The following is a 25,696-nucleotide window of genomic DNA, read 5'->3' as shown; positions in this document are numbered from 1 at the left end:
GGGTCTCCTGCTTATCCGAGCGCCTGACTGGCGAGAGCGAAGGGTTTGGCGGGGCCGAGCGGCTGCCGGCTTACCGCGTTGCGGCGCATGGCGATGCCGCCGCCGACGCCAACGAGGCCACGTGCGGAAAGCCATGGCGAAAGCTCATGCCATTCGGCCGTGTCGACGCGCAGGAAGGCGCCGGGGCGGCTGGCGATCAGGAAGCTCATGAGGTTCTGCGCCTGTTCCAGGGTATTCGCGACAACCGGTCCGATCACCTCGCCGCGGCCGAACGGACGCAGCGCGGCGTAGCCGACGATCCGGCCGGCTTCCCGCAGCACGACCATTCGCCCGGCTTCGGCCAGGAGCCTGAGCAGAGGGCGGCGATCAATCCCCTGCGCCTCCAGGTCGAGCGCGACGACCGCGGGGAAGTTCTCCGGACCGGCCCAATCCAGCTCGATGGCATCGTTCGCGGCGTCCGCCGGCAGCGGCGCGGGGATGCCCTGGTGCTGGCGGATCTCATGCGTCGCATTGAACCCGAGCTTCTCATAGAGAGGCAGGCCGTCAGCGGTCGCGGTGAGACGGCATTCGCGCGCACCACAGGCTTGCAGGGCGGCATCCATCAGCTTCCGGCCAAGCCCGCGTCCGCGCATGCTGGCTGCGACGATGACCATGTTGACGGTCGCGCGAACGTCTCCGAAGGGCGTCAACATCGCAGTGCCGACCACGACATCGCCCTGGAGTGCAACGAAGCCGTGGCTGAGGGCCAGCAGCATCGCCCAGTCCTCGCGCCGATGGGGCCAGCCCGCCTCGCGCGAGAGCAGAACGGCGCCATCGAGATGGCATTCGTCGAACGCGACGAGATCGATCGTTTCCTGGTCCATGATGCTTCGCTTCGTATCCGTTGCATCATGGATAGGCGGTGCGCCGGCGCAGTTGCTTCTGAGGAGTGGCCTGACGCGATATCTTCGGCCGTAGGAATGCGCGGCGACCGCATGGAATGCCACGGCGGGCGATAAGGCGCCGGCAATCGGCAAGCGAGGTCCGCCCCCGCCGCGATGCAGGCGAAACTCTCTGCCATAGCCTCATGGGCGGACGGCAGTTTGTGCTTCCTGCCGCCGGCAATGCGGTGCTCGCGCCGTTCTGCCGGGAGCTATGATCCCGGTAACGGACACAACCGTTTCGCCACAGGGGACTTCCGCGGATGACCGTCATCAAGCCCAAATTCGTGACTTTCGACTGCCATGGCACGCTGATCTATTTCGCCATGGATAAGGCCGCGCGCGCGCTTTACGCCGACAAACTGGACGAGCCGGCGATGCGGACGTTCATCACGAATTTCTCAGCCTACCGGCTCGACGAGATCCTCGGCGACTGGAAGCCCTATGAAGAGGTCGTCTACAATTCGCTGGAGCGGACCTGCCGCCGGAACGGGATCGCCTTCCGTCCCGAGGATGCGCGCTGGATCTATGAGCAGGTGCCGACCTGGGGACCGCATGCGGACGTGCCGGAGGGCCTTGCCAACGTGGCGAAGGAAATCCCACTCGTCATTCTCTCCAATGCGGATAACGACCAGATTCCTCATAACGTCGCGCGGCTCGGCGCGCCCTTCCATGCGGTCTACACGGCTGAGCAGGCCCGATCCTACAAGCCGCGCATGAAGGGCTTCGAGTTGATGTTCGACATGCTCGGCTGCGGTCCGGACGACGTCTGCCACGTCTCGTCATCGTTCCGCTACGACCTGATGACGGCCCACGACCTCGGCATCAAGAACAAGGTCTGGGTCAATCGCGGGCACGAGCCGGCGAATCCGTATTACGGCTATACGGAGATCAAGGACATCTCGGGCCTGCCCGGCGTGTTCGGGCTCTGAGGCCGCGGCCGATGCAGTTCAAATCCTATTGGCATGATATGGCGGCGCCCTTCACCGGCGCCGCCGAGGGGCCGGTCGAAGGTTCTTATGACGTTGCCGTCGTCGGCGGCGGCTTCACCGGCCTCGCCGCGGCGCGTCAGCTCGCCATGGCCGGCGCCAGGGTCGTCGTGCTGGAGGCGGAAAGCGTCGGCTACGGAGCCTCGGGCCGCAATGGCGGCCATCTCAACAACGGTCTCGCTCATAGCTTCATCGCCGCCAAGGCGGCGCTGGGCACCGAGCGGGCCGTCGCACTCTACAAGGCCTTCGACGATTCCGTCGATACGATCGAGCGGATCGTCGCCGAGGAGGACATCGACTGCTCCTTTCGGCGCGCGGGCAAGCTCAAGCTCGCCTCGAAGCCGGAGCATGTCGCCTCGCTCACCCGCAATTTCGAGGTGCTGCATCGCGAGGCCGATCCCGATACGGCCATGCTGAGCCGGGCCGAGCTCGCCGGTGAGATCGGCTCCGAAAGCTTCCATGGCGCGATGCTCTCGAAGAAGAGCGCCATGATGCATATGGGTCGCTTCGTGACTGGCCTGGCCACCGCAGCCGCCCGGCACGGCGCCGTCATCCACGAACATGCGCCCGTGACCGAGCGGCGGCGGGAGGGAGGGCGGCATGTTCTCCAGACGCCGCGCGGAAGCATTTCGGCGAAGGACGTTCTCGTCGCGACGGGAGCCTATACCTCCGGGCCATTCGCCTGGTTCCGGCGCCGGATCATTGCGGTCGGCAGCTTCCTGATCGCGACGCGGCCGCTGAGCGAGGCCGAGGTCGCGGCGACCATGCCGGGCAACCGCACGGCCGTGACCTCGCTCAATATCGGCAACTACTTTCGTCTCGCGCCGGACAACCGACTGATCTTCGGCGGGCGGGCGCGTTTTTCCGCGACCTCGGACCAGACGTCCGACGCCAAGAGCGGCGCGATCCTGCGTGCGAGTCTCGCCGGCATCTTCCCGCAGCTCAGAGATGTCGAGATCGACTATTGCTGGGGCGGTCTGGTCGACATGACCAAGGATCGCTATCCCCGTGCCGGCTACGAGGACGGCGTCTGGTACGCGATGGGCTATTCAGGCCACGGCGCGCAGATGTCGACGCATCTCGGCATGATCATGGCCGACGCGATCCTCGGCCGGCCCGACCGGAATCCGCTGAAGGGTTTGTCGTGGCCGGCGGTGCCCGGCCATTTCGGCAAGCCCTGGTTCCTGCCGCTGGTCGGGCTCTATTACAAGGCGCTCGATCGCTTCCAGTAAGGCGCTGGAAACAAGCCGTCAATGCTCGGGCTTGACCCGAGCATCTCATGCCGGATGAGGTTTCCTGCGCCCCTCTTTCCAGAGATTCTCGGGTCAAGCCCGAGAATGACGCTCTGCCGTCGCCTGGGTTGTAGCGAGCGGCCTGCTCAGCCGAGCCCGCCGATATGGAAGGCCTTGACCTCGAGATATTCCTCGATGCCCAGCCGCGAGCCTTCGCGCCCGAGGCCCGATTGCTTGACGCCGCCGAAGGGCGCGACCTCCATCGAGATCGCGCCGGTATTGAGCCCGACCATTCCGAACTCGAGCGCCTCGCCGACGCGCCAGGAACGCCGAATGTCCTGGGTGAAGAAATAGGAGGCGAGTCCGAAGGGCGTGTCGTTGGCGATGCGGATGGCTTCCTCCTCGCTGCCGAAGCGGAACAGCGGCGCGACCGGGCCGAAGGTCTCCTCGCCGGCGAGCTGCATCTCGGTGGTCGCATCGCCGAGGACGAGCGGCGTGGCGTATTGCGCGCCCTTCGGCATCTCGCTCGCGGCTGCGAGGCGCGTGGCGCCCTTCGACAGGGCATCGTCGACATGGCGCTCGATCTTCTCGATCGAGGCACGGTTGATCATCGGCCCGATATCGACGCCGGCCTGCGTGCCGGGGCCGACCTTCATCGCCGCGACGCGGGCCGAAAGCCTGTCGGCGAAGCGATCATAGATGGCATCCTGCACCAGTATGCGGTTGGCGCAGACGCAGGTCTGGCCGCCATTGCGAAATTTCGAGACGAGCACGCCCTCGATCGCGAGATCGAGATCGGCGTCGTCGAAGACGATGAAGGGCGCGTTGCCGCCGAGCTCCAGGCTGAGCCGCTTGATGCCGTCAGAGGCCTGCCGCATCAGTAGCGCGCCGACCCGCGTGGAGCCGGTGAAGGAGATCTTGCGGACAGTCGGGTTACCGGTGAGCTCGGCGCCGATCGCGGCGGGCATGCCGGTGACGATGTTGATGACGCCGGCCGGGATGCCGGCCCGCTCCGCCAAAACGCCGAGCGCCAGCGCCGAAAAAGGTGTCAGCTCCGAAGGCTTGATCACTACAGTGCAACCAGCCGCCAATGCCGGCGCTACCTTTCGGGTGATCATCGCGTTCGGGAAGTTCCAGGGCGTGACGATGCCGCAGACGCCGACCGGCTGCTTCATCACGATGATGCGTCGGTCAGCGGTCGGGGCAGGGATCGTCGATCCGTCGATGCGCCGCGCTTCCTCGGCGAACCATTTGACGAAAGAAGCGCCGTAGCGGATTTCGCCGCGCGCCTCCGCCAGTGGCTTCCCCTGCTCGCGCGTCAGGATCAGGGCGAGGTCCTCGACATGCTCCAACATCAGCGCGTGCCAGGCTTCCAGCAGCGCAGCGCGCTCGGCATTCGGCTTGGCACGCCAGGCGCCGAAGGCGGCGGACGCGGCCTCGACCGCGGCGCGCGTGTCAGTGCCATCGGCATCCGGCACGGAGCCGATGGCAACTTGCGTCGACGGGTCGATCACGTCGAGCGTGCGGCCGGAAGCGGCGGCCCGCCAGTTGCCGCCGACGAGGCAGGCTTCACGTAAAAGGGCGGGGTCGCGAAGGGTTTGAATTGCCATGGTTCAGTCTCCGTCAGCCGAGCGCCGAGAGCACGGCGGCGGTGATGTCCTGGGTCTTGTGCTTGCCCGGCTCGGAGCCGATACCACGGGCCGTGGCGGCTTCGATCGCCGTCATCACGGCGCCTGCCGCGCCTGCCTCGCCGAGATGCTCCAGCATCATCGCGCCGGACCAGATCGCGGCGATCGGATTGGCGATGCCGAGATGGGCGATATCGGGGGCCGAGCCATGCACGGGCTCGAACATCGAGGGCGCATTGCGCTCGGGGTTGATGTTGGCGGAAGCGGCGAAGCCGAGACCGCCCTGGATCGCGGCGCCAAGGTCGGTCAGGATGTCGCCAAAGAGGTTGGAAGCGACCACCACGTCGAGGCTTTCCGGCGCCATCACCATGCGCGCGGCCATGGCGTCGATATGGTAGTTGGTGACCTCGATATCGGGGTAGTCGGACGCGACCAAGGCAGTGATCTCGTCCCAGAACACCATCGAGTATTTCTGGGCGTTCGATTTCGTCACCGAGGCAAGCTTGCCGCGGCGCTTCCGCGCCTGCTCGAAACCGAAGCGCAGGATGCGCTCGACGCCCTTGCGCGTGAAGACCGAGGTTTCGACCGCGACTTCGTCGAGCGTGCCGTTATGGACGCGCCCGCCGGCACCGGCATATTCGCCCTCGGTATTCTCGCGGATGCAGAGGATGTCGAAGGCGCTCGCGCGCAGCGGCCCCTCGACGCCCGGCAGCAGGCGGTGCGGACGGATATTCGCGTATTGCACGAAGGCCTTGCGGATCGGCAGCAGGAGCCCGTGCAGCGAGACCGAATCCGCCACGCGCTTGGGCCAGCCGACGGCGCCGAGCAGGATGGCGTCAGAGCCGCGCAAGGTCTCGATGCCGTCGGCCGGCATCATCGCGCCAGTCTTGTCGTAGAAGTCGCAGGACCACGGGAACGTCGTCCCTTCGAGTTTGAAGCCCGCGCCATGCGCGGCGCGTCCGAGCACCTCCCAGGCGGCCTCGGTAACGGCGACACCGATGCCGTCGCCGGGGATCAGGGCAATCTTGTAGGATTTCACGGGGAGACTCCTCAAAGGGCGATCAGGACGCTTTTCGATTTGCGGTTCGCGAGATAGGCCTCGCGTCCCAGGTCCTTGCCGAGGCCGGACTGCTTGTACCCGCCGGTCGGGAGGATGTGGTCGCGCGAGCGGCCATAGCGATTGACCCAGATGGTGCCGGCCTGCAGGCTGTTGATCGCGCGCAGCGCCCGTGAGAGGTCGCGGGTGTAGAGGCCGGCGCAAAGCCCGTAGGTCGGGTGATCGGCGAGCCCGAGCCCTTCCTCTTCCTCCCGGAAGGTCTGGACGGTCAGGACCGGCCCAAAGATTTCCTCGGTCACGGCAGGCGAGGTGGCGTCGATGTCTTCCAGCACGGTCGGCGCATAGAAATAGCCGGCGTGGTCGAGGCGTTCGCCGCCGAGCCGGCAAGTGGCGCCGCGCGCGACCGCCGCATCGACGATGCTTGCCATGCGGCCGATCTGCCGTTCCGAGATTATCGGCGAATAGGCGCTTGCCGCATCCCAGGTCGCACCCAGCCGGACCGCGCGCATGCGGTCGACGATGAGCCCGACCAGTTCCTCCGCGACGCTTTCCGCCACGATCAGGCGAGAGCCGGCAACGCAGGCCTGGCCGGCATTGCCGAGAACGCTGCGGGCGATGGCGGCGGCGGCGAGCGGCAGGTCGGCGTCGGCGAAGACGAGCTGCGGGCTCTTGCCGCCGAGTTCGAGCGTCATCGGCTTGATGCCGGTGCGGGCGATGTTCTCCATGATGGCGGCGCCGGCGGCGGTCGAGCCGGTGAAGCTGACCTTGGCGATATCGGGATGGCCGGTGATCGCCGTGCCGGTCGTCCGGCCGTCGCCGAGCACGATGTTGATGAGCCCTGCCGGCAATCCGGCGCGAACCGACAGTTCCGCCAGATAAAGCGTCGCGAAGGGCGTCATCTCGGATGGCTTCAGCACGACGGCATTGCCGGCCGCGAGCGCGGGGCCGAGCTTCCAGCCGGCCATGTTGACCGGAAAGTTCCAGGGCGTGATGGCGCCGACCACGCCATAGGGTTCGGTCGCGATCATGCCGAAGCTGTCGGAGCCGGTCGGGACGAGGTCGCCGCCTTCCTTGTCGGCGAATTCGGCGAAGAAGCGGATCTGCTCCGCTGTGACGGGGATGTCGCCCGCCATCAATTCGGAGATCGGCCGGGTCGAGGCGATCGCCTCCAGCCGCGCCAGCGTTTCCGCTTCCGCCTCGATGAGATCGGCCCAGCGATGCAGCGCGCGGGCACGCTCGCGCGGCGCCAGGCGCCCCCAACCGCTCAGCGCCAGCGCGGCCTTCGCGGCGCCCACCGCGCGGTCGACGAGGTCCGCGTCGGCGACGGGACAGGCGGCAAAGGCGACCGCGTCGGAGGGGCGATGCAGGTCGATTCCATCCCTGGCGTCGACCCATTCGCCGGCGATGAAATGGCCGCGCGGGAGCGTGACCGAAGCGGGATCGAAACTCAGCGACAAGGGTGCATCTCCGGATGACGGTCGCCCGAGCGTAGTTCGGTCCGGCCCGAAGTTTGCGCCTGTGAGGGCCGCTCGATCGACCGGAAATCCTGTTTGCGGGGTCCCGAGCGGCCGATTCTTCGGCAAGCTCAGGTCAGCCGACGATCACGTAGATCTTTCGGACGGTCTCGATCGTCTTCCAGATGCCGACGAAGCCGGGCTTCATGACGAAGCTGTCGCCGGCGCGAAAGGTGCGCGGCGGCTGACCTTCTTCGGCCAGTTCGATCACGCCCGACAGGATGTAGCAGAACTCCACCGTCTCGCCCTTGATCGAGCGGGTTTCGCCGGGCGTTGCTTCCCATACACCGGTGCGCACGGGTTCGCCGCGGGACTGGTCCTGGGCCCAGGTGTTGAACGTAGGAGTCCCGGAAATCAGGCGGTCTGCGGCCGCCGTGGAATGCTTGGGCTCGCTGGTGGGAGCAAGGTCGAGCTTGATGAGGAGCGACATTGGAATTCCTTTCGTTCGGGTTTGGAGAGATTCAGTAGCCACGGCTGCGGTCGACCAGCCCGATCGGCGGCAGGCCGGAGCGGTGACGGCGGAGGTTCTCGACGACGGCCCTGGCCGCGGGAGCTGCCTCGACCTTGCTGGCGATATGCGGCGTCAGGATCACCTTGGGATGGCTCCACAGGCGATGATCGGCCGGCAGCGGCTCCGGCTCCGTGACATCGAGCACGGCGGCCGACAGATGGCTGCTGTCGAGCGCATCGATGAGGGCGGCATGGTCGAGATGCTGGCCGCGGCCGACATGCACGAGGCCGGCGCCGACGGGCAGCTTCGCGAAAAGTTCCGCATCGAGAATTCCGGCGGTATCAGGCGTGAGCGGCAGCAGGCAGATCAGGATGTCGGTTTCGGCGAGCAGGGTGGAGAGACCCGCTTTTCCATGGAGGCAACGAATGCCCTCGATCGCTCGTGGCGAGCGGCTCCATCCTGTAATCGGGAAGCCGAAGGGTTTGAGGCGCTCGATGACGGCCGATCCCATCATGCCCAGCCCCAGCACGCCGATCCGCCTGTCCGGGGCGGATACGATATCGTAAGGCTCCCAGTGCGCGGCCCTCTGCTGGGCGATATAGAGCGGCCATTGCCGATGCAGGGCGAGCACACTGAGCGTGACATATTCCTGCATCATGCGGGTGATGCCGTCCTCGACCATGCGGACGACGAGGACCTCGGTGGGCAATCCGTCCGTGTTCATCTGGTCGATCCCGGCCCCAATCGAGAACAGGATCTCCAGATTTGAGAAGTGGTGGAGATTTTCCGGAGCCGTCCAGGTGATCAGATAGCGGATCTCGGCGGGATCGTGGGGATCGCTGCTTCTGATGAAGCGGATATCGGGCATGTCTTCCGCAAAACGCGCCGCGAAAACCCGCGCCCGCTCGTCGGTCGAATTGAACAGGAAGGTCAAGGCGCGCTCCTTGGGACCGGGAGATCAGGGTGCTTTCTGCGCGAACTCCGCGCAGAGCCGTTCGAGCATGTCGACATAGCCCGCGAGTTCGTCGCGCGTGATATATTCGTCGGGCTTGTGAGCGCGCACGATGTCGCCCGGGCCACAGATGATCGCGTCGATACCCGCCGCCTGGTAGAGGCCGGCCTCCGTGCCGTAGCTCACCGCCGCCAGAGCATCCTTGCCCGTGACTTGCGCCAGCAGCCGGGCGATCGGCGCCTGGGCCGGAAGAGACAGTGCGGGATAGCCGGCGATCGACTGCCAGCTGGTTTCGAATCCTTCGCTCCGCAGGCTTTCAAGCGCCTCGCGCACCGGTTCGAGCAAGGTTGCCGGCGAAACGCCGGCGATGGCGCGCGCCTCGATCTCGATGATGCAGCTTTCCGGGATGATGTTGAGCGCGTCACCGCCGCGGATCGTGCCGATCTGGATCGTGGAGTAGGGCGGTTCGAATACGGGATCGAGCGGGCCGCCGCTCAGCCCTGTAGCAGCATCGTTGGCGGCCGCGATCACCCGCCCCATCGCATGAATGGCGTTGAGGCCGAGATCGGGGCGGGAGGAATGGCCGGCCCGGCCGTGAACCTCCACGCGCGCGGCGGCCTTGCCCTTATGGGCGAGGATCGGCCTGAGCCCGCTCGGCTCGCCGATGACGGCTGCCACAGGGAGGGCACACAGCGAAGGCAACGCGGCGATGAGATGGGGAACGCCGCGGCAACCCGCCTCTTCGTCATAGGAGAATGCGAGATGGATCGGCCGCGCAGGCTTCAGGGCAACGAGCGTCGGAACGATCGCGAGCGCCGCTGCGAGAAAGCCCTTCATGTCGCTCGTGCCGCGGCCGAACAGCTTGTCGCCCTCCATGCGCAACTGAAACGGAGCGGCGCTCCATTGCGGCTCCTGCGCCGGGACGACGTCCATATGGCCGGACAGGACGAGGCCGGGGACATCTCGCGGGCCGATCGTGGCGAACAGGTTCACCCGGTCGCCTTCGGGGCCGGTGAGAAGTTGCGCTTCGATGCCGAGATCGTCGAGATATTGCGCAATCCAGCCCGCGATGGCGGCGTTGGGCCGCCCCACCACGGAGGGGAATTGGATCAATGCCTTCAGGATTTCTTCGGGCGTCACAAACGGCTCCGGCTCCAGCTGCGCTCGCAACACGATAAGGGCTGTGCGCCGGTGATCGGATCGTTTTCGTTGCCGTCTGACGCACTTCCCTGCCGAAATGTCGTGAAAGAACGGTGCTTCCTGTTGCCGGATTGGTTTTACAACCGATCGGTAACCTGGCCGGAGCCTGCGGCCGGGCAAAGCCGTGGACACGGTGGAGGGCGCGCTTTGGAGACGATCGCTCGACTGAAGATCGACACGTTCGAGCTCACGTTGCTCGATATCAAGCAGGTCGATCCCCAGTTGCTGCATGCGCTTTCCATTTCGGTGGGGTGGCCGCATCGGAACAGCGACTGGCAGATGCTGCTCGAACTGGGACAGGGGCTCGCCGCCGTCGACGAGATCGGGCGGGTGGTCGGAACCGTGATGTGGCTGCGCTACGAGGCGGATTTCGCCATGGTCTGCATGCTCATCACTCTGCCTCGGCTGCAGGAGCAAGGCGCGGGCCGCTGGCTTATGGAAAAGGCGCATGAGCTGAACGAGGGGGCCGTCTTCGGCCTCAATGCGACGCGAGAGGCAAAGCGGCTATACCGTTCGCTCGGATACGGTTACGAGCAGAAGATTCTGCGGTACCAGGGACAGGTGACGCCAGAGAGACGGGCTACCGGAATGGCGACGCATTCGCCCAAAGCGGAGGGCCTGGTTCGCCCTGTCGCTGCCAGTGATTACGACAGCCTTCTGCGGCTCGACCATGCTGCGACCGGCCATGATCGCTCCATTGTTTTCCAGGCCTTGCTGCCCGGGTCATCGGGACAAGTCCTCATTCGGAACGACGAGATCGCCGCCTTCGCCCTGTGCCGGCCTTTCGGCCGGGGGCATGTCCTCGGCCCCATCGTCGCGGCTAGCGAGGACGATGGGATCGCCGTCTCGCGCCCTCACGTCGAGGCCCATGCAGGGAGCTTCCTGCGCGCGGACACGCCGGCCAACAATTCCGTCTTTACGAACTTCCTTATCGAGAGCGGCATGCAAATCCACGATAGCGCCACGTCGATGGGGCTGGGGCGAGCGCCGTTCGCGCCGCGATCGGCTAACGGCCCGCGCCGCATCGCACTTGCCAGCCAGGCTATCGGTTAAAGCCGCTGCACCGGCGACGAAGATCACAAGCCCCGCGGGGAAAGACGCAGCCATGCCCCCGATGGGCGGCGGCGGCATGGGCGGCATGGACTTCTGATCCCCGCACCGTCGCATTCTGCAAAGACTATGGAAGGCCCGGCGCAAGCCGGGCCTTCTCTTTTGGGGCGAGTTAGGCCAAGGCTCTCACCGGGGGATGAGAACCCGCGGTGAGAGCCTTGGCTGATTGCCGACAAGCATCTCCAAAGCGCAGCGCGATGGCGAGGTCCCACCAGGACCCTGGCTTCTCTTCGAAGTCGGCGCGAAGGCCTCTTCATGATCGGGTCGGATCGCTGGCGGAAATCGATGGCGCTTATAGCGGATGCAGGGCTGAGACATGCCCGCCCATCTAAATTTCGCCGCTCAGACCCAGTTAACGTACATCGCCCTTGGGCTTTGGCTCATAGACCGCGCGATCCCGGATCAAACGCGCATCACGAACCGATCGCTGAAGGCCATTGCGTCTTTCGCGTTGGAAACACTCACGCGGATGCGCCGGTGCTTCGGCTCCATGGAGATGCGTCCTTGATGCGGGATCTCGCGTTCCATCAGCCATAGCCCAATGTCGAACAGGTGCTCGTTCAAGATGCGCGGTTCGAGCGGGAGGTCGATCGAGAGTCCCCCCACGACGTCGACAGGGGTGGTCACGGCGATGCCAGATCTCTGAATGCCGTCCTCCTGTGGCTCAAGACGATGGCACACTGGTCTAATCCTCTTTGCCCGACTGCTGGAGCCCAAAGCCCAGTCGGCGTAAGGCGTGTTCTTGGCCACATGGCGATCGAAGTCCCGAGCTCCGGCCACCATCACACGGATTCGAGCTCGCCGAGCGCAATGTTGGGTTGGCGCGTCGAATGCTGTTAGGGCGATGCAATTCGCCCTATTTCCGCCGTTCGCACGCCTCCCCGCGCAACGAGCATCCATGAGATCCGCGACAGCTGCATGACGGCGCGAAGGTATCGCTCAGTAGCGCCGTTGCGGTCGATTGACCCGTAACGGGCGCCCGGTTTCCGGATGGCGTTCGACAAGGAACCCGCTTGCCCGCGGCGAGGCCGACCATTCGAGGAACTGGACCAGGCTGTCGACCTGATCGTCGAACTTGCCCATGGGGAACGCCAGCAGCTCGCGCCGGAATTCCGACAACCAGTGCGCTTCAGTGGGAAGGAGGTACTGTCCGGTTTCCAGACGGGCTGTCTGCGCCTCGAGGCGCGTTGCCTTGTCGAGGCGCGGTTTGGTGCCATGGTAGCGCCAGTAACGGGTTTCCTCATGACGAAGCTGCTGGATCAGCGAAATCCCCGATCCGGCATGCCGCACCCATTTGTTGTCGCCAAGATGCTCCGGGGTTCCCTCGGCGATGACCTGGCCCCAGTGGATCACCGAGATCCTGTCGGCGAGCTCGAACAGGAAGCGCATGTCATGCTCGATCATCACGATCGTGTAGCGGTCGCGCAGCCGCTTCACGAGCTGGGCAAGGCGGCATGTCGCCTCCACGCCGAGCCCCGAGGTCGGCTCGTCGAGGAAGAGGATGCGGGGCTCGGCGGCGAGCGCCACCGCGATCTCCAGTGCGCGGCGGTCTCCATAGCTGAGCGAGGCGGCTGCATCCCAGGCGCGTCCCGCAAGTCCGACCTGGTCGAGCACAGCCAGCGCCTGGTCGATCAGGGCGCGGTCCGAGAAGACGGCCGCCATCGCGTGCAGACGGCGCGCCCTGAAGGCGGGCAGCGCCAGCATGACGTTCTCGATGACGACCGTGTCGTCGAACAGGTTCATCAACTGGAAGGAGCGCGAGACGCCCATCCGGGCGATGCGCTGCGGCGGCAGGCCCGAGATGCGCTGGCCGTCGAACATGACCTCGCCTCGGTCGGGCTTATGCTGGCCGGTGAGCACATGGAAGCAGGTCGACTTGCCGGCGCCGTTGGGGCCGATGATGCCGCTGACCTGGCCGGCCTCGAAGGACAGCGAGATGTTCTCCAGCACGACGCGCGAGCCGAAGCGCTTGTGGATGTTGCGGGCTTCGAAAAGAGCCATCACGCGGCCTCCGTCGCGGGGGCCGGTGCTGCGGTGGTCTTGAGCGGCGGGTTGCGCCGCGCGAGGCCGTGCAGCATGCCCGCCAGCCCCTCGGGCCGCAGCATCACCATCGCCATGAAGATCAGGCCGTACCAGAGCAGCCAGGTCTCGGTCAGGCCGCCCAGCACGTCGCGGGCGACGAAGTAGAACACCACGCCCAGCAACGGCCCCCAGAAGCTGACCAAGCCGCCGCCGACCAGCACCATCATCACGACGAGGCCGGATTGGTGCAGGCTCATCACGTCCGGATAGGCGCTCTGCTGGGCCATCGCGAGCAGGCTGCCGGCGAGGCCCGCCAGCATCGTCGAGAGCGTGAAGACCGCCCATTTGAAGCGCCAGACCTCGTAGCCGACGACGCGGGCGCGGGTCTCGTTCTGGCGGATGGCCTGCAGCACGCGGCCGAAGGGTGAATTCGCCAGCCGCCAGCACAGCACGACAACGATCATCAGCAGTGCCGCGGCGAAATAGAACAGCGCGCGATTGTCGGTCAGGGCGACCTGCCAGGGTCCCAGCGTCAGCGGTGGGCGCGGAATGCCGAGCAGGCCGTCCTCGCCGCCGGTGACGCGATGCAGCTTCATGGCGAGGAACCAGAAGATCTGGCCGAAGCCGATCGTCAGCAGCGCGTAGTAGATGCCGCGGCGATGCGACAGGAACGCCCCGACCAGCGCGCCGGCGATGCCTGCCGCCAGCACGGCTGCGAGCAGGCCGCCCCAGAGGCTGACGGCGACATGCTGCTGGAACAGCCCGAAGGCATAGGCGCCGATGCCGAGATAGGCGCCGTGGCCGAAGGAGTGCAGGCCGGTATAGCCGAACAGCAGGTTGAACCCGAGCGCGAAGGCGACCCAGATCGCGATCTCGATGCCGAGATACTGATAGAGCCCAACGGCAGGCAGCAGCCATGGCGTCGCCAGCAGCAGTATAGCGAGGACGATCATCGGCAGCGTGATCCAGGCCGACGGGCGCGCAGGAATGTCCGAGAGCGAGATCATGGGGTCAGTTCTCCAGCGCGCTCTTGCGACCGAGCAGGCCGCGGCTGCGGAACCCGAGGACGGCGATGAGGAGTAGGTACATCGACATTGTCGCCCAGGCGGCCGCATAGGCGCCGGTGATGCCCATGGCGAGGCCGACCAGAAGCGCCGCGATGACCGCGCCCCAGAAGCTGCCGACGCCGCCGATGACGATGATGAGGAAGGCGGGGATGACGATATCAACGCCGACATGCGGGCGCAGGCCCCAGATCGGCACCATCACCACGCCGGCAAGCCCGGCCAGCGCGGCGCCGAAGCCGAAGACCAGCAGCCTCAGCCTGGCGAGATCGTAGCCGAGCGCGCGGACCATTTCGCTGTCATGCGCGCCCGCCTTGATCACGGCGCCGGCCGAGGTGCGTTCGAGGAACAGCCAGACGGCAAGGATCGCGGCGATGCTGAAGCCGGCGGCGAAGAAGCGGTAGGTGGAGAAGATCATGTCGTTCAGCAGAAAGGCGCCATTGATGGCCTGCGGCAGCGCCAGATTCTGCTCGCCCGTGCCCCAGACCAGCCGGATCAGTTCCTCGATGACGAGCGCGGCGCCGAAGGTCAGCAGCAGGCCGTAGAGCGGCGGCTTGCCATAGGTCGCGCGCAGGCACAGCTCGAGCAGCATGCCGGCAAGCCCCGCCAGTGCCGGCCCGATCGCCAGCGCCAGCACATAGCGCAGGCCGAGCGGCAGGCTGAGCCACCAGGCGCCGAAGGGCGTGCCCGCGAACCAGCCGCCGCCGATCACCGTCAGCGCGAAATAGGCGCCGATCGCAAACAGCGAGCCATGGGCGAGGTTGATCACCTCCATCACGCCGACGATCAGGGTGAAGCCGAGCGCGATCAGGGCGAAGAGCAGGCCGAGCGTCAGGCCGTTGATGATGTGGGGCAGTAGATCGATCATGCGTGTTCCGTCCGGATGCAACGATGCCGTACCCGCGACCGCTAGTGCGGCCGCGGATGGGGGGACGGGTCAGGCGTCGAAGGTCGGCGTCTGCTCGTAGGATTCGAGTTTGCAGAGCTTGGCGGAATCCGTGTCGCGGACATCCTCCGCCTTGGCCTGGCTCAGGACGTCGAAGATGTCGTCCTTCTCCTTTGGCGCCTTGTTGGCCGTGGCGAGGTAGATCGTCTGCTGGACCTGATGCGTCTGGGCGTCGATCGTCGCATCGAAATGCTGCATACGGTCGCGGGCCGAAATCTTGTGACCTTCCAGCGCTTTGATCACGGCAATGTTGTTGGTCGTGCCGGCCCGCTCAATGGCTCCGAGGAGTTCCCGGATCGACATGTAGCCATTGTAGAAGAGGTTGCCGGGCGAGCGCATGGCCGTCTCGGGATACATCGTCTGGTAGCGCTTGACGAAGTCGGCCACGCCCGGGAGATCGAGGCGGTAGTACCAGGTCGTGCCGAAAACGCCGAAGAGGTTCTCGATCGGCAGGCCGTAGACATCATCCCAGTCCTGCTGACTGTTGATCCAGGCCGGCTTGTCGCCCATCTTGAGTTGGACCACCTGCTGGCGCATCGCCTTCTGGTCGTCGCCACCGATCGCAGCGGACACGACGCCGGGCTTGCGCTGCTGCACCTTCAGCAGGGCAGAGGTGAAGTCACGCGTGCCCTGCGGGATCAGCACCTCGTCCATGACCTTGCCGCCATATTCCTTCAGCAGGGCCTTGGTCGCCGCAGCGGTGTCGTGACCCCAGACATAATCATTGGTCAGGAGCATCCAGTCCGGCCCGAAACGCTCGATCGCGCTCTTGACCGCGGCCTTGGCGAAATTGGTGCCGTTGCCATCGAAGACGAATTTGACGCGGTGGCAGTTTTGGCCGGCCTCGGTGGGCGAGGACGAATTCGTGTTGATGTAGATCACGCCGTATTTCTGGGCGACCTGGCTGATCGCGTTGGCAACGCCGGAATGGACCGCGCCGACAAGGAAGCCGCACTGCTCGCGGCTGATCATGCGCTCCGCCACGCGGCTGCCGGTGGCGGCGGTCGTCTCGGTGTCGATGTGGACGAACTCGACCTTGCGGCCGAGCACGCCGCCGCGCTCATTGGCCTCGGCGATCGCCATCATCATGCCGCGCTTGTCGCTGGCGCCGGAGTTGGCATACATGCCGCTGGCATCGGCCGTGATGCCGATCCGGATCGGCTTGGCCGCGCCTTGCGCCCAGACGCGATTGTGCTTCCACGGACCGGCAAACAGCGAGACCGTGGACGCGGCGCCGGCGGCGCCCAACAGGCCGCGTCGCGAAACCTGAATCTTCGACATCGATGTCCTCCCCGAAACGGACGGGCTCGTGCCCGTCTCTTGCCCGATCGAAAGTCAGAACTAATTTTCACAGAGCATGAATATTTTTTCTGTCATGGCAACGGGCCGTGCAAATTCAACGCTTTTCCCGGCCTCTAGAGTGAGGTAGGAGAATGAATGAACGAAAATTCATTCAATAAGCCGACGGCAACCGCTTCCACGAGCGATGCCACGCAGGAGACCTTCGAGGCCCTTCGCCAGCGTCTTCGCAACCGCTTCGACCAGCTGAGCCCGCATCTGCAGCGCATCGCGCGGTCGGCGCTGGAAAAGCCCAGCGACTTCGCCCTGAACACGGTGGTCGGCATCGCCGGCGACCTCGAGGTCCAGCCATCCACGCTGATCCGCTTCGCCAAGGAATTCGGCTATCGCGGCTTCTCCGAGATGCAGCGGGTCTTCCGGCTACGCCTGATCGAAGGCGCCCCTCGCGCACGCGAGGAGGTCTTTGCACGCCAGGCCGCCCCGCAGCGGGCGAACGACTACGGCGCCCTGCTGAATGGCTGCGTGGATGCGCTGATCGCTTCGCTCGAGGACCTGCGTCGGAGCGTTTCGCCGGAGGCGCTCGACAAGGGGACGCAAATGCTGCGGCAGGCCGAGCATGTCTACATTGCGGGCTTGCGGCGATCCCGGCCGATCGCGACCTATCTCGCCTATGGGCTGACGCGCTGCGAGCGGCAGTGCAGCCTGCTCGATTTCGGCAGCGGGATGGCGGCCGAACAGATCGCCACCATGCGGTCGAGCGACCTTCTCGTGGCGATCGCGTTCACGCCCTATACCCAGTCGGTGGTCGACATCACGCTCGACACCCATCTCAGCGGCAAGCGGATCCTCGTCCTGACGGATGTGCCCGAGAGCCCGCTGGCGCGCCACGCCGAACTGACCTTTCTCGTCGACAATTCAGCCACCAGCCAGTTCAGGCCGATTTCGGGAGCGATCGCGTTGGTCCAGACTTTGATTACTGGCCTTGGAACGGGATGAAGCGACGACGATGGCTAACCGTGGGGCACCCGAGAGCTCAGTGAGCAAATCGATCAAGCGCTCAAGCTCGCCGCCTCGAGGCTGCCTTGCCACGGAAAATGAGCGGGTTTGGTGGGATACCGGACGCGCCGATCCCTCCAGCTAAGCGTCCGCTCTCGACGAATGCGGTCCTGAAGCAATTGCGATTCGGAGGTCAGCTTCCGAGCAGACCCTCAATGTCGGCAAATGGCGGATGTCGTTGAAAAAGTCGTCGTTGCTGCGGGTGTGAAGTCCTGATTCAGTCGTCTTGGGCGGAGGGCGGCGCGATGATGGGTGAACGGCGGGTGGCGCAGGAGGCGCTGTTCTACGAGTTCAGTCTTGAGCGTCACGTGCCGGACGATCATTGGGTGCGGTCGATAGACCGGTTCGTCGATCTTTCCGAGATCCGCGCACATCTGCGGCCGTTCTACAGCGAGATGGGTCGGCCCTCGATCGATCCGGAGCTGATGATCCGGATGCTGCTCATCGGCTATTGCTTCGGCATCCGTTCCGAGCGGCGCCTGTGCGAGGAGGTGCACCTGAACCTCGCCTATCGCTGGTTCTGCCGGCTCGGGCTTGAGGGCGACGTTCCCGATCACTCGACCTTCTCGAAGAACCGGCATGGCCGCTTCCGCGAGAGCGATCTTCTGCGTGAGCTGTTCGAGACGACCGTCCGGCGTTGCATCGAAGAAGGGCTCGTGGGCGGAGAAGGCTTCGCGGTCGATGCCAGCCTGATCAAGGCCGATGCGAACAAGCAACGTTCCGCGGACGCCTCAGAGCTGGTCGACTGGCACGATCTCGCCCGGACGCGTCGCTCGGTGCGCGAATATCTCGATACGCTCGATGAGGCCGCCTGGGGCGCGGCGAGCGAGGCGAAGCCGAAGTTCGTGTCGCGCGCCGATCCGGCCGCGCAATGGACCGGCGCTTTGAAGGGGCATGCCTTCTTCGCCTACGCCACCAACTACCTGATCGACCTCGACCACGCCGTCATCGTCGATGTCGAGGCCAGCCGCGCCATCCGGCAGGCCGAAGTCGGCTCGGCCCGGACCATGCTCGACCGAACGCAGGAGCGTTTTGGCCTCTGGCCGGCCAGGCTAGCCGCCGACAGCGCCTATGGCTCGGCCGAGAACCTCGCCTGGCTGGTGCATAAGCGCGGGATCGAGCCGCATATCCCGGTCTTCGACAAATCCCAGCGCAGCGACGGCACCTTCAGCCGCTCCGACTTCGCCTATGACCACGCGCGCGATCGCTACACCTGCCCGGGCGGGAAGGAGTTGAGGCCGCGCCAGAAGGCCTATCGAACCGAGCGGCCGCTCGTCGATGACGAGGGCATGATGCGTTACCGCGCCAGCAAGTTCGACTGCGACGCCTGCTCGCTGAAGCCGCAGTGCTCACCCAACATGCCCGCTCGCAAGATCCTGCGCTCGATCCATGAGGGCGCCCGCGACATGGCCAGGGACATCGCCGAGACCGACGCCTATGTCACCTCGCGGCGCGAACGGAAAAAGGTCGAGATGCTGTTTGCTCACCTCAAGCGCATCTTGCGGCTCGACCGGTTGCGACTGCGCGGACCGAATGGCGCCAGAGACGAGTTCCACCTCGCCGCAGCAGCCCAGAACCTCAGGAAGCTCGCCAAACTCAAGCCAAACGGGCCGCAGGTCAGGCCTGCCTGACCAAGCGAAGCCCTACTCTGCTAAATCCGCTCCCCGCCAGCGCCGATCTCAGGGCCGACTTTTTCAACGGTATCGGCCCAGTTCGGCAATGACGCAGTTGGTGCCAAACCTAGACAGTATGGAAGCGGAATGTCGTGCTGTGGCGGTAGGTTTTGCCTGGATCCAGTCTCGTAGACGGATAGTCCGGCCGGTTGGGTGCGTTTGGCCAGGCCTGTGGTTCAAGGCAGAAGGCGTCGGACTGGCGATAGAGGCGTTCCCCTTTCCCGCCCGAACTGCCATCGAGAAAGTTGCCGGAGTAGAACTGTAGGCCAGGCTGGTCGGTGATGAGGTCGAGGGCGCGGCCGGAGTCCGGATCGACGACGCGAGCGGCGAGCCGCGGCGCGACGGCGACCTCGTCGCCAAGGACGAAGCAATGGTCGTATCCGTGCGCGCGCCGCAATTGTTCGTCGTCGGCGCTGATGGCGGCGCCGATCGCCCGCGGCGCGCGGAAGTCGAACGGCGTGTCGGCGACGCCGGCTGGTGCGCCGAGCGGGATCAGACCGGCATCGACCCGCAAATAGCGATCGGCGAACAGCGTCAGTTCGTGATCCAGGATGTCGCCGCCGGCGACCGCGCCGCCGAGGTTGAAATAGCCGTGATGCGTCAGGCTGACGATGGTCGGGCGATCGGTCGTCGCCTCGAACGCGATCGTCAGTTCCTGCGGCCCCGTAAGCCGGAAATGGACCCGCGCCGCCAGCGCTCCCGGAAAACCTCCCTCTCCATCCGGGCTCGCATGGCCGAGCGTGAGCGACGGCACCGGGTCGCGATCGATGTTCTCGACGCTCCATAGCACCCGGTCGAAACCATTCGCGCCGCCATGCAGGGTGTTCCTGCCGTCATTGGCGTCGAGCCCATGCCGGACGCCGTCGAGCGTGAAGGCCGCGCCGGCGATGCGGTTGGCATTACGCCCGACCGTCGCTCCGAAGAAATCCCGCCGCGCCAGATAGGGCTCCAGCGCGTCGTGACCGAGGACCACGTCGTCACATTGCCCGTTGCGGTCCGGCGCCCAGAGAGCCTGCACGGCGCCGCCCCAAGTGATGATCGAGACCGCGAAACCGGCCTCGCCGCGAAGCGTGATGCGCTCGACCGCGCGCCCGTCGGGCAGGACCCCGAAGACATCGCGCGAAACCGGCTCTGACATCTCGGACAACCCCGTTCTCACCATGCGAAATCATCGACGAAGGATCGCTGGCCGAGCATGAACGCGTCGGCCACCAGCGCCAGCGGCCCGGTGTCGACGTCGCTGCTGCTGGAGCGGACCAGATCGACGAAGCGGCGATAGACGCCGCGATATTCCCGCTCCGGCTCGTCGACGAGAACCTGGCCATCATGGTTCAGCCGGGCTCCTCCCGCGCTCAGCACGAGGCTCCCCGCATCGGTCTCGATCGCGATCGGCCAGATCTGCTCGCCGCTCTGGCGAAAATCGAACGCCGTATGGATCGGCAGACCGGAAGCGGTCGCGAGCTTGAGCTCGGCCGCGATGGGCGCTTCCCGGTTGGCCGGAAAATCCAGTCTAGCGCCGACCACGAAGACCGGCTCAGGCAGGATCGCCGTCAGGATCGAGAACGCATTGATGCCTGGATCGAACACGCCGAGGCCGCCAGGTTCGAAGATCCAGTCCTGCCCCGGATGCCAGACGCGCGCATCCTCCTTCCAGAGGATCGTGACACGCCGGGCCCGATGCCGCGCCAGAAAGTCACGCGCCGGCTCAACGGCCGGAGCAAAGCGCGAATGCCAGGCGGCGAAAAGCGTTCGGCCCCGCTTCTCCGCCAGCGCCATCAAGGGGGCGAGCTCACTCACGCCAGCACCGGGTGGCTTCTCCAGCAGGACATGCTTTCCGGCAGCGAGCGCCGCCCGCGCCTGGTCGCGGCGGGGCATGGGCGGCGTGCATAGTACAACGGCATCGACATCGGGGACATCGGCCAGCAGCTCCTCGACCGTACCGACGCAATCGACGCCGTCCAGACGCGCATTGCGGCTGGCCACAGCGACGAGCTCGATTCCAGGCGTGGCCGCGATCGCCGGCAGGTGCTGGTCGCGTGCGATCTTGCCGAGCCCAACCAAGGCGAGACGGATTGGCTTCATGCGCTCGGCCCAGCTCGCCAAGGCCTTTTGGCACGGAACCAAAAGGGCGCAAGCCCAGGGCGCCGACGAAGGCCAGAAAATCCGCATGAGAGATTGAGAAATCGGTTTCTCATATTATTATTCTCTGATAACCGTCTGAGAAACCGGTTTCTCAGATCGAGGTGGGGCGTGTCAAGCGCGGTGTCGGGCGAGCGGGTGACGATCTACGACGTGGCGCAGGCCGCGCGCGTCAGCACCGCCACGGCCTCGAAGGCGCTCAACGACACGGGGCGCGTTTCGCTCGAGACGCGCGACCGCATCAAGCGGGTCGCGAGGGAACTCGGCTTTCGGCCGAACTCCCTCGCGCGAAGCCTGACACGCAAGCGCAGCTTCAGCGTCGGCTTGCTGACGAACGACACCTATGGGCGCTTCACGCTACCGCTGATGGCCGGGATCTCGGAGGGGCTGATCGACCACGGTGTGTCGGTTTTTCTGTGCGCCATCGGGGACAATCCCGACCTCGCCAGAATCCATGTCGATGCCATGCTCGACAAACAGGTCGACGGCATCATCGCAACCGGGAAGCGCATCGACAAGCCGCTGCCGGTGGATCTCACCCATCTGTCCGTGCCCGTCGTCTATGCGCTCACTGCCGGCCCGAGCGATGGCGTCACGCTGGTCCCGGATGACCGCCAGGGTGCGGGGGCGGCAGTGCGCCATCTTCTGGCGCAAGGGCGGCGGCACATCGTCCATGTCACCGGCCCGTGCGAATTCGATGTCGTGCATGAACGGGCTCGCGCCTGCACGCAGGCGCTCGCCGAGGCCGGGGCAGCGACCGAGGCGAAGGTCCTGTTCGGCTCCTGGTCCGAGCATTGGGGCCATCAGGCAGTCGAGGCTCTGTGGTCCGGCGCCGACAAGCCGGACGGCATTTTCTGCGGCAATGACCAGATCGCACGGGGCGTGGTGGACGCGCTGCGCGAGCGCGGGGTGAGCGTGCCCGGCGACGTCTCCGTGGTCGGCTTCGACAATTGGGAGATCGTCGCCAAGGAAACGCGCCCGCCGCTGACGACGGTCGACATGAACCTGAAGGAACTGGGCCGACAGGCCGGGCTGGCGCTGGTGCGCCTGGTCAATGGCGAAGCGGTCGAAACGGGAGTCTGGAAGCTGCCCTGCAGCCTGATCGTACGCTCGTCTTAGCGAGATCATACGCAACAAGAACGGTCACAAAAACCAAGGCCACAACCGGAGGAAACGCAGATGAAGGGATTCAAGGCAGCCTTGCTCGCCCTCGTTGCCGTGCAGGCATCGGCCGGCGCAGCCCTGGCACAGCAGAAGCTGACGATGTGGTCGCGCTCCAGCAGCGAGGCCTTCATGCCCTCGCTGGTGAAGGCGTTCAACGCCGCGCACAAGACACAGATTGAGCTGCAGATCGTGCCCAATACCGAGATGGTGCAGAAATACGCGATCTCGGCTGCCGGCGGCTCGGCGCCGGACCTGCTCTCGCTGGATCTGGTCTATACGCCGGCCTTCGCCGCCTCGGGCCAGCTCGAGGACCTGACCGATCTGGTCAAGGGCTTTCCCTTCTTCGACCAGCTCTCGAAGGCTCACCTTGGAGCCGGCAGCTATGAGGGCCGCATCTTCGGCACGCCGATGTCGGCCGATGCCTCCGTGATGCTCTGGAACAAGAAGCTGTTCAAGCAGGCCGGGCTCGACCCCGAGAAGGGCCCGACCAACTGGGCCGAGATCGAGGAATATGCCGGCAAGGTCAACGCCATCGGCGGCGACATCCGTGGTTTCTACTTCTCCGGCGCCTGCGGCGGCTGCAACGCCTTCACCTTCATGCCGCTGGTCTGGGCTTCGGGCGGCGAGATCCTCGCGGACGGCGCCAGGAAGGCGACGCTGAACACGCCGCAGATGCGCGATGCGGTGGCGCTCTATCGAGGCCTCGTCGCCAAGGGCTATGTGCCTGAGAGCGCGCGCACCGATGCCGGCCCCAATTTCTTCGGCGGCTTCGCCACGGATCGCATCGGCATGTCGCCGATCGGCGCCTTCGCGATCGGCAACCTGGTCAAGAACTATCCGAATGTCGAGTTCGGTGTGACCTTCCTGCCCGGCAAGACCGGCGGCAAGGCCTCCTTCGCGGGCGGCGACAATTTCGTCGTCACCGCAGGACGCAAGAACATGCCGGCGGTGAAGGAGTTCCTGAGCTTCGTCTATTCGCTGGAAGGCCAGACCCTGCTGGCCAAGCTCGGCAGCCTGCCGACTCGTGCGGATGTCGCGGCGGAGGCGGTGAAGTCGCTCGACCAGCGCTATCTGACCGCGACCGAGGCGATGAAGATCGGCCGGACGCCGTCCTCGCCGGTCTACAACGACATCATCAACAGCAGCACTGGCCCGTGGAAGCAGATGCTCAACGAGGTCTTCTTCGGAAAGGATGTCGAGGGCTCCCTCGTCAAGGCCGAGAAGACGATGCAGTCGATCATCGACCAGTCGGGGAAGTGATCCTCGCCCATCGTTCACCGCGGTCGTTCCGACCACGCTGATTTCACTCGGAAACACGCCGTCATCCCGGGCCTTGCCCCGGGATCCATGCCGGAACGCACGCGAAACGGGTTCAGGCATGGCTCCCGGATCTCCGCTCCGCTTTGTCCGGGATGACGGCGCGGTGACTGCGACCAGCCCCCAAACCTCGCCGGCTCATATGACATGACCCAGTCAAATCCCGCCAAGCAAAGATCCAGTGGGCGACGCGGCACGCGCCTGCGCCGACAGCAGCTGGCCGGGCTGCTGTTCGTGGCGCCGGCGGTGCTGCTGGTGATCGTGTTCTTCCTGGTCCCGCTCGGAATGGCGTTCTGGATGTCGCTGCACAACTGGCCGCTACTCGGCCGGCCGCGCTTCATCGGCCTCGCCAACTACCTCAACCTGATGAACGACCAGCGCTTCTGGAATGCGATGGGCTTCACCGCCTATTACACGGTGATCGTCACCATCGCGATCTTCGCGGTTGCCTTCCCGCTGGCGCTTTTCGCCGAGAAGGCGCGGCCGATGATCAAGGTCTACCGCACGGCGATCTTCCTGCCCGTGGTCGTCGGCTTCGGCTCGGCCAGCCTGCTCTGGGCCTGGCTGATGAATGTCGATGTCGGCCTGTTCTCGCCGCTGGCCTACCGGCTCGGGCTGACGGAGAAGCCGGTCAACCTGCTCGCATCGTTCGACACCACGTTCTGGTCGATCATCGTCATGGTCGTCTGGAAGACGGCCGGCTTCAACATGATCATCCTGCTCACCGGCCTGCAGGGCATCTCCACGGAAGTGCAGGAAGCGGCGCGGATCGACGGCGCCTCGTCCTGGCAGCGCTTCCGGCGCATCACCCTTCCCCTGATGAGGCGAACCATCGCCCTGGCACTGATCCTTTCGGTGGCCGGGTCGGTGCTGGCCTTCGACCAGTTCTACATCATCGCCGATGGCGGGCCGCAGAACAGCACTGTCACCGCCGTCTACTGGATCTTCAGTCAGTCCTTCGTCTCCTTCCGCCTCGGCTATGGCGCGGCGATGTCGATGGTGCTGCTGGCGATCCTGGTGACGATCAGTGTCGTGCAACTGCGCCTGTTGCGCACGCCGGAGGGTGCGTGATGTCCGAACGCAAGGCCGCCACGGCCCGCCGCAGGCTGTTCGCCGCCACGCGCTACCACGCGATCGGCCTCTTCATCTCGCTGCTGTTCGTCGCGCCGATCGCCTGGAGCGCGCTGGTCTCGTTCAAGCCCTCGGCCGAGGCCGCGCGGCCGCCATTGCCACCCTGGCCGGTCGAGGGCTTCAGCACCCAGAGCTACGAGAACCTGGCGAAATACGGCGTCGGCATCTGGACCTATGCCGGCAACAGCCTGACCGTCGCGGCCGCGACCGTGGCCGTCACCGTGATCATCAGCCTGCTGGCGGGCTACGGCTTCTCGCGCTTCAAGTTCCCGCTGAAGAACGTGCTGTTTGTGCTGATCATCTCGACGGTGATGATCCCGTTCCAGTCGATCCTGACGCCGCTCTTCCTGATCCTGACCAAGCTCGGCCTGCAGAACACGCTGCCCGGCATCGTGTTGATCTATGTGACGCTGCATCTGCCCTTCTCGATCTTCATGATGCGCAACGCCTTCGACGCCGTGCCGAAGGAGATCGAGGACGCGGCGCGTGTCGACGGCGCCTCGGTCTTCCTGATGCTGCGCCGGGTGATGCTGCCGCTGGTTCTGCCCGGGGTCGCAACGGTCGCGATCTTCGCCTTCCTGGCCTCGTGGAACGAGTTCCTGGCGGCGCTGATCCTGCTGACGGACCAGAAGAAATACACCCTGCCGGTGATGATGGCCGCGGTCCGCTCCGGCCAGTTCGGCACCATCGACTGGGGCGCGGTGCAGTCCGGCGTGATGCTGATGATGGCGCCGTGCCTCGCCCTCTTCCTGCTACTGCAGCGCTACTACATCCGCGGGCTCACCGCGGGCGCCGTCAAGTGAACCTCTCCGACGACATCAACAGAAGCGGT

Annotated in this window: 23 protein-coding genes; 9 read left to right on the top strand and 14 right to left on the bottom strand. The window is 65.5% G+C overall.

Going from position 1 to position 25,696, the window contains the following annotated elements; genetic code table 11:
- Positions 1-11: 11 nt before the first annotated feature.
- Positions 12-863 carry a GNAT family N-acetyltransferase gene (locus tag NWE53_RS12125; protein ID WP_265054526.1) on the bottom strand — a complete coding sequence of 284 codons (852 nt, stop codon included), beginning with the start codon at positions 861-863 and terminating at the stop codon, positions 12-14.
- Positions 864-1,183: 320 nt separating this feature from the next.
- Between NWE53_RS12125 and NWE53_RS12120 the strand changes: the two genes are divergently transcribed.
- Positions 1,184-1,852: a haloacid dehalogenase type II gene (locus NWE53_RS12120; RefSeq protein ID WP_265054525.1), complete on the top strand. Its 669-nt coding sequence runs from the start codon at positions 1,184-1,186 to the stop codon at positions 1,850-1,852.
- Between the two features lie 11 nt (positions 1,853-1,863).
- The gene (locus NWE53_RS12115; protein ID WP_320109570.1) at positions 1,864-3,141 is read left to right on the top strand and encodes an NAD(P)/FAD-dependent oxidoreductase; all 1,278 of its coding nucleotides are present in this window, start codon (positions 1,864-1,866) and stop codon (positions 3,139-3,141) included.
- A gap of 146 nt (positions 3,142-3,287) precedes the next feature.
- On the opposite strand, the gene NWE53_RS12110 is transcribed toward NWE53_RS12115, so the two are convergent.
- From NWE53_RS12110 to argE, 6 genes are all read right to left on the bottom strand, one after another.
- Positions 3,288-4,751: an NAD-dependent succinate-semialdehyde dehydrogenase gene (locus NWE53_RS12110; protein ID WP_442865007.1), complete on the bottom strand. Its 1,464-nt coding sequence runs from the start codon at positions 4,749-4,751 to the stop codon at positions 3,288-3,290.
- Positions 4,752-4,764: 13 nt separating this feature from the next.
- The gene (locus tag NWE53_RS12105; RefSeq protein ID WP_265054524.1) at positions 4,765-5,808 is read right to left on the bottom strand and encodes a tartrate dehydrogenase; all 1,044 of its coding nucleotides are present in this window, start codon (positions 5,806-5,808) and stop codon (positions 4,765-4,767) included.
- Between the two features lie 11 nt (positions 5,809-5,819).
- Positions 5,820-7,283, bottom strand: a complete 1,464-nt coding sequence (locus NWE53_RS12100) for an aldehyde dehydrogenase family protein (RefSeq protein WP_265054523.1) — start codon at positions 7,281-7,283, stop codon at positions 5,820-5,822.
- A gap of 133 nt (positions 7,284-7,416) precedes the next feature.
- Entirely contained in the window at positions 7,417-7,770 is a 354-nt protein-coding gene (locus NWE53_RS12095; protein WP_265054522.1) for a cupin domain-containing protein, read from the bottom strand.
- Between the two features lie 31 nt (positions 7,771-7,801).
- Positions 7,802-8,725, bottom strand: a complete 924-nt coding sequence (locus tag NWE53_RS12090; protein WP_265054521.1) for a 2-hydroxyacid dehydrogenase — start codon at positions 8,723-8,725, stop codon at positions 7,802-7,804.
- A 24-nt stretch (positions 8,726-8,749) separates the two neighbouring features.
- The gene (gene argE, locus NWE53_RS12085; protein WP_265054520.1) at positions 8,750-9,883 is read right to left on the bottom strand and encodes an acetylornithine deacetylase; all 1,134 of its coding nucleotides are present in this window, start codon (positions 9,881-9,883) and stop codon (positions 8,750-8,752) included.
- 207 nt (positions 9,884-10,090) lie between these two features.
- On the opposite strand from argE, the gene NWE53_RS12080 reads away from it, so the two are divergent.
- Positions 10,091-10,996, top strand: a complete 906-nt coding sequence (locus tag NWE53_RS12080; RefSeq protein ID WP_265054519.1) for a GNAT family N-acetyltransferase — start codon at positions 10,091-10,093, stop codon at positions 10,994-10,996.
- A 459-nt stretch (positions 10,997-11,455) separates the two neighbouring features.
- On the opposite strand, the gene NWE53_RS12075 is transcribed toward NWE53_RS12080, so the two are convergent.
- From NWE53_RS12075 to NWE53_RS12055, 5 genes are all read right to left on the bottom strand, one after another.
- Complete coding sequence (locus NWE53_RS12075) at positions 11,456-11,680, bottom strand: hypothetical protein (protein WP_265054518.1); 225 nt, start codon at positions 11,678-11,680, stop codon at positions 11,456-11,458.
- A gap of 312 nt (positions 11,681-11,992) precedes the next feature.
- Entirely contained in the window at positions 11,993-13,054 is a 1,062-nt protein-coding gene (gene terL / locus NWE53_RS12070) for a phage terminase large subunit (RefSeq protein WP_265054517.1), read from the bottom strand.
- Positions 13,054-14,082 (bottom strand): branched-chain amino acid ABC transporter permease, encoded by a 1,029-nt coding sequence (locus NWE53_RS12065; RefSeq protein WP_265054516.1) that lies wholly within the window; start codon positions 14,080-14,082, stop codon positions 13,054-13,056. Before NWE53_RS12065 ends, terL begins: the two co-directional genes overlap by 1 nt.
- Positions 14,083-14,086: 4 nt before the next feature.
- Entirely contained in the window at positions 14,087-15,007 is a 921-nt protein-coding gene (locus NWE53_RS12060) for a branched-chain amino acid ABC transporter permease (protein WP_265054515.1), read from the bottom strand.
- A gap of 69 nt (positions 15,008-15,076) precedes the next feature.
- Positions 15,077-16,366, bottom strand: a complete 1,290-nt coding sequence (locus NWE53_RS12055) for an ABC transporter substrate-binding protein (protein WP_265054514.1) — start codon at positions 16,364-16,366, stop codon at positions 15,077-15,079.
- A 156-nt stretch (positions 16,367-16,522) separates the two neighbouring features.
- On the opposite strand from NWE53_RS12055, the gene NWE53_RS12050 reads away from it, so the two are divergent.
- Both NWE53_RS12050 and NWE53_RS12045 read left to right on the top strand, forming a co-directional pair.
- Entirely contained in the window at positions 16,523-17,380 is an 858-nt protein-coding gene (locus NWE53_RS12050) for a MurR/RpiR family transcriptional regulator (RefSeq protein ID WP_265054513.1), read from the top strand.
- A 305-nt stretch (positions 17,381-17,685) separates the two neighbouring features.
- Positions 17,686-19,071, top strand: a complete 1,386-nt coding sequence (locus tag NWE53_RS12045; protein WP_265051783.1) for an IS1182 family transposase — start codon at positions 17,686-17,688, stop codon at positions 19,069-19,071.
- A gap of 109 nt (positions 19,072-19,180) precedes the next feature.
- Here NWE53_RS12045 and NWE53_RS12040 read toward each other — a convergent pair whose 3' ends face one another.
- Positions 19,181-20,251: an aldose epimerase family protein gene (locus tag NWE53_RS12040; RefSeq protein WP_265054891.1), complete on the bottom strand. Its 1,071-nt coding sequence runs from the start codon at positions 20,249-20,251 to the stop codon at positions 19,181-19,183.
- A 17-nt stretch (positions 20,252-20,268) separates the two neighbouring features.
- Complete coding sequence (locus tag NWE53_RS12035; RefSeq protein ID WP_265054512.1) at positions 20,269-21,195, bottom strand: Gfo/Idh/MocA family protein; 927 nt, start codon at positions 21,193-21,195, stop codon at positions 20,269-20,271.
- Between the two features lie 168 nt (positions 21,196-21,363).
- On the opposite strand from NWE53_RS12035, the gene NWE53_RS12030 reads away from it, so the two are divergent.
- The 4 genes from NWE53_RS12030 to NWE53_RS12015 all read left to right on the top strand — a co-directional run bounded on the left by NWE53_RS12030 (position 21,364) and on the right by NWE53_RS12015 (position 25,667).
- Positions 21,364-22,371 (top strand): LacI family DNA-binding transcriptional regulator, encoded by a 1,008-nt coding sequence (locus NWE53_RS12030; protein ID WP_265054511.1) that lies wholly within the window; start codon positions 21,364-21,366, stop codon positions 22,369-22,371.
- A 60-nt stretch (positions 22,372-22,431) separates the two neighbouring features.
- Entirely contained in the window at positions 22,432-23,676 is a 1,245-nt protein-coding gene (locus tag NWE53_RS12025; protein ID WP_112581041.1) for an ABC transporter substrate-binding protein, read from the top strand.
- Between the two features lie 204 nt (positions 23,677-23,880).
- Entirely contained in the window at positions 23,881-24,804 is a 924-nt protein-coding gene (locus NWE53_RS12020) for a carbohydrate ABC transporter permease (RefSeq protein ID WP_265054510.1), read from the top strand.
- Positions 24,804-25,667: a carbohydrate ABC transporter permease gene (locus NWE53_RS12015; protein WP_265054509.1), complete on the top strand. Its 864-nt coding sequence runs from the start codon at positions 24,804-24,806 to the stop codon at positions 25,665-25,667. Before NWE53_RS12020 ends, NWE53_RS12015 begins: the two co-directional genes overlap by 1 nt.
- Positions 25,668-25,696 lie beyond the last annotated feature (29 nt).

The sequence above is a fragment of the Bosea sp. NBC_00550 genome, from assembly GCF_026020075.1.
Taxonomy (GTDB): Bacteria; Pseudomonadota; Alphaproteobacteria; order Rhizobiales; family Beijerinckiaceae; genus Allobosea.
The sequence above is the reverse complement of the archived record's forward strand: the minus strand, read 5'-3'. Positions and strand labels throughout refer to the sequence as shown.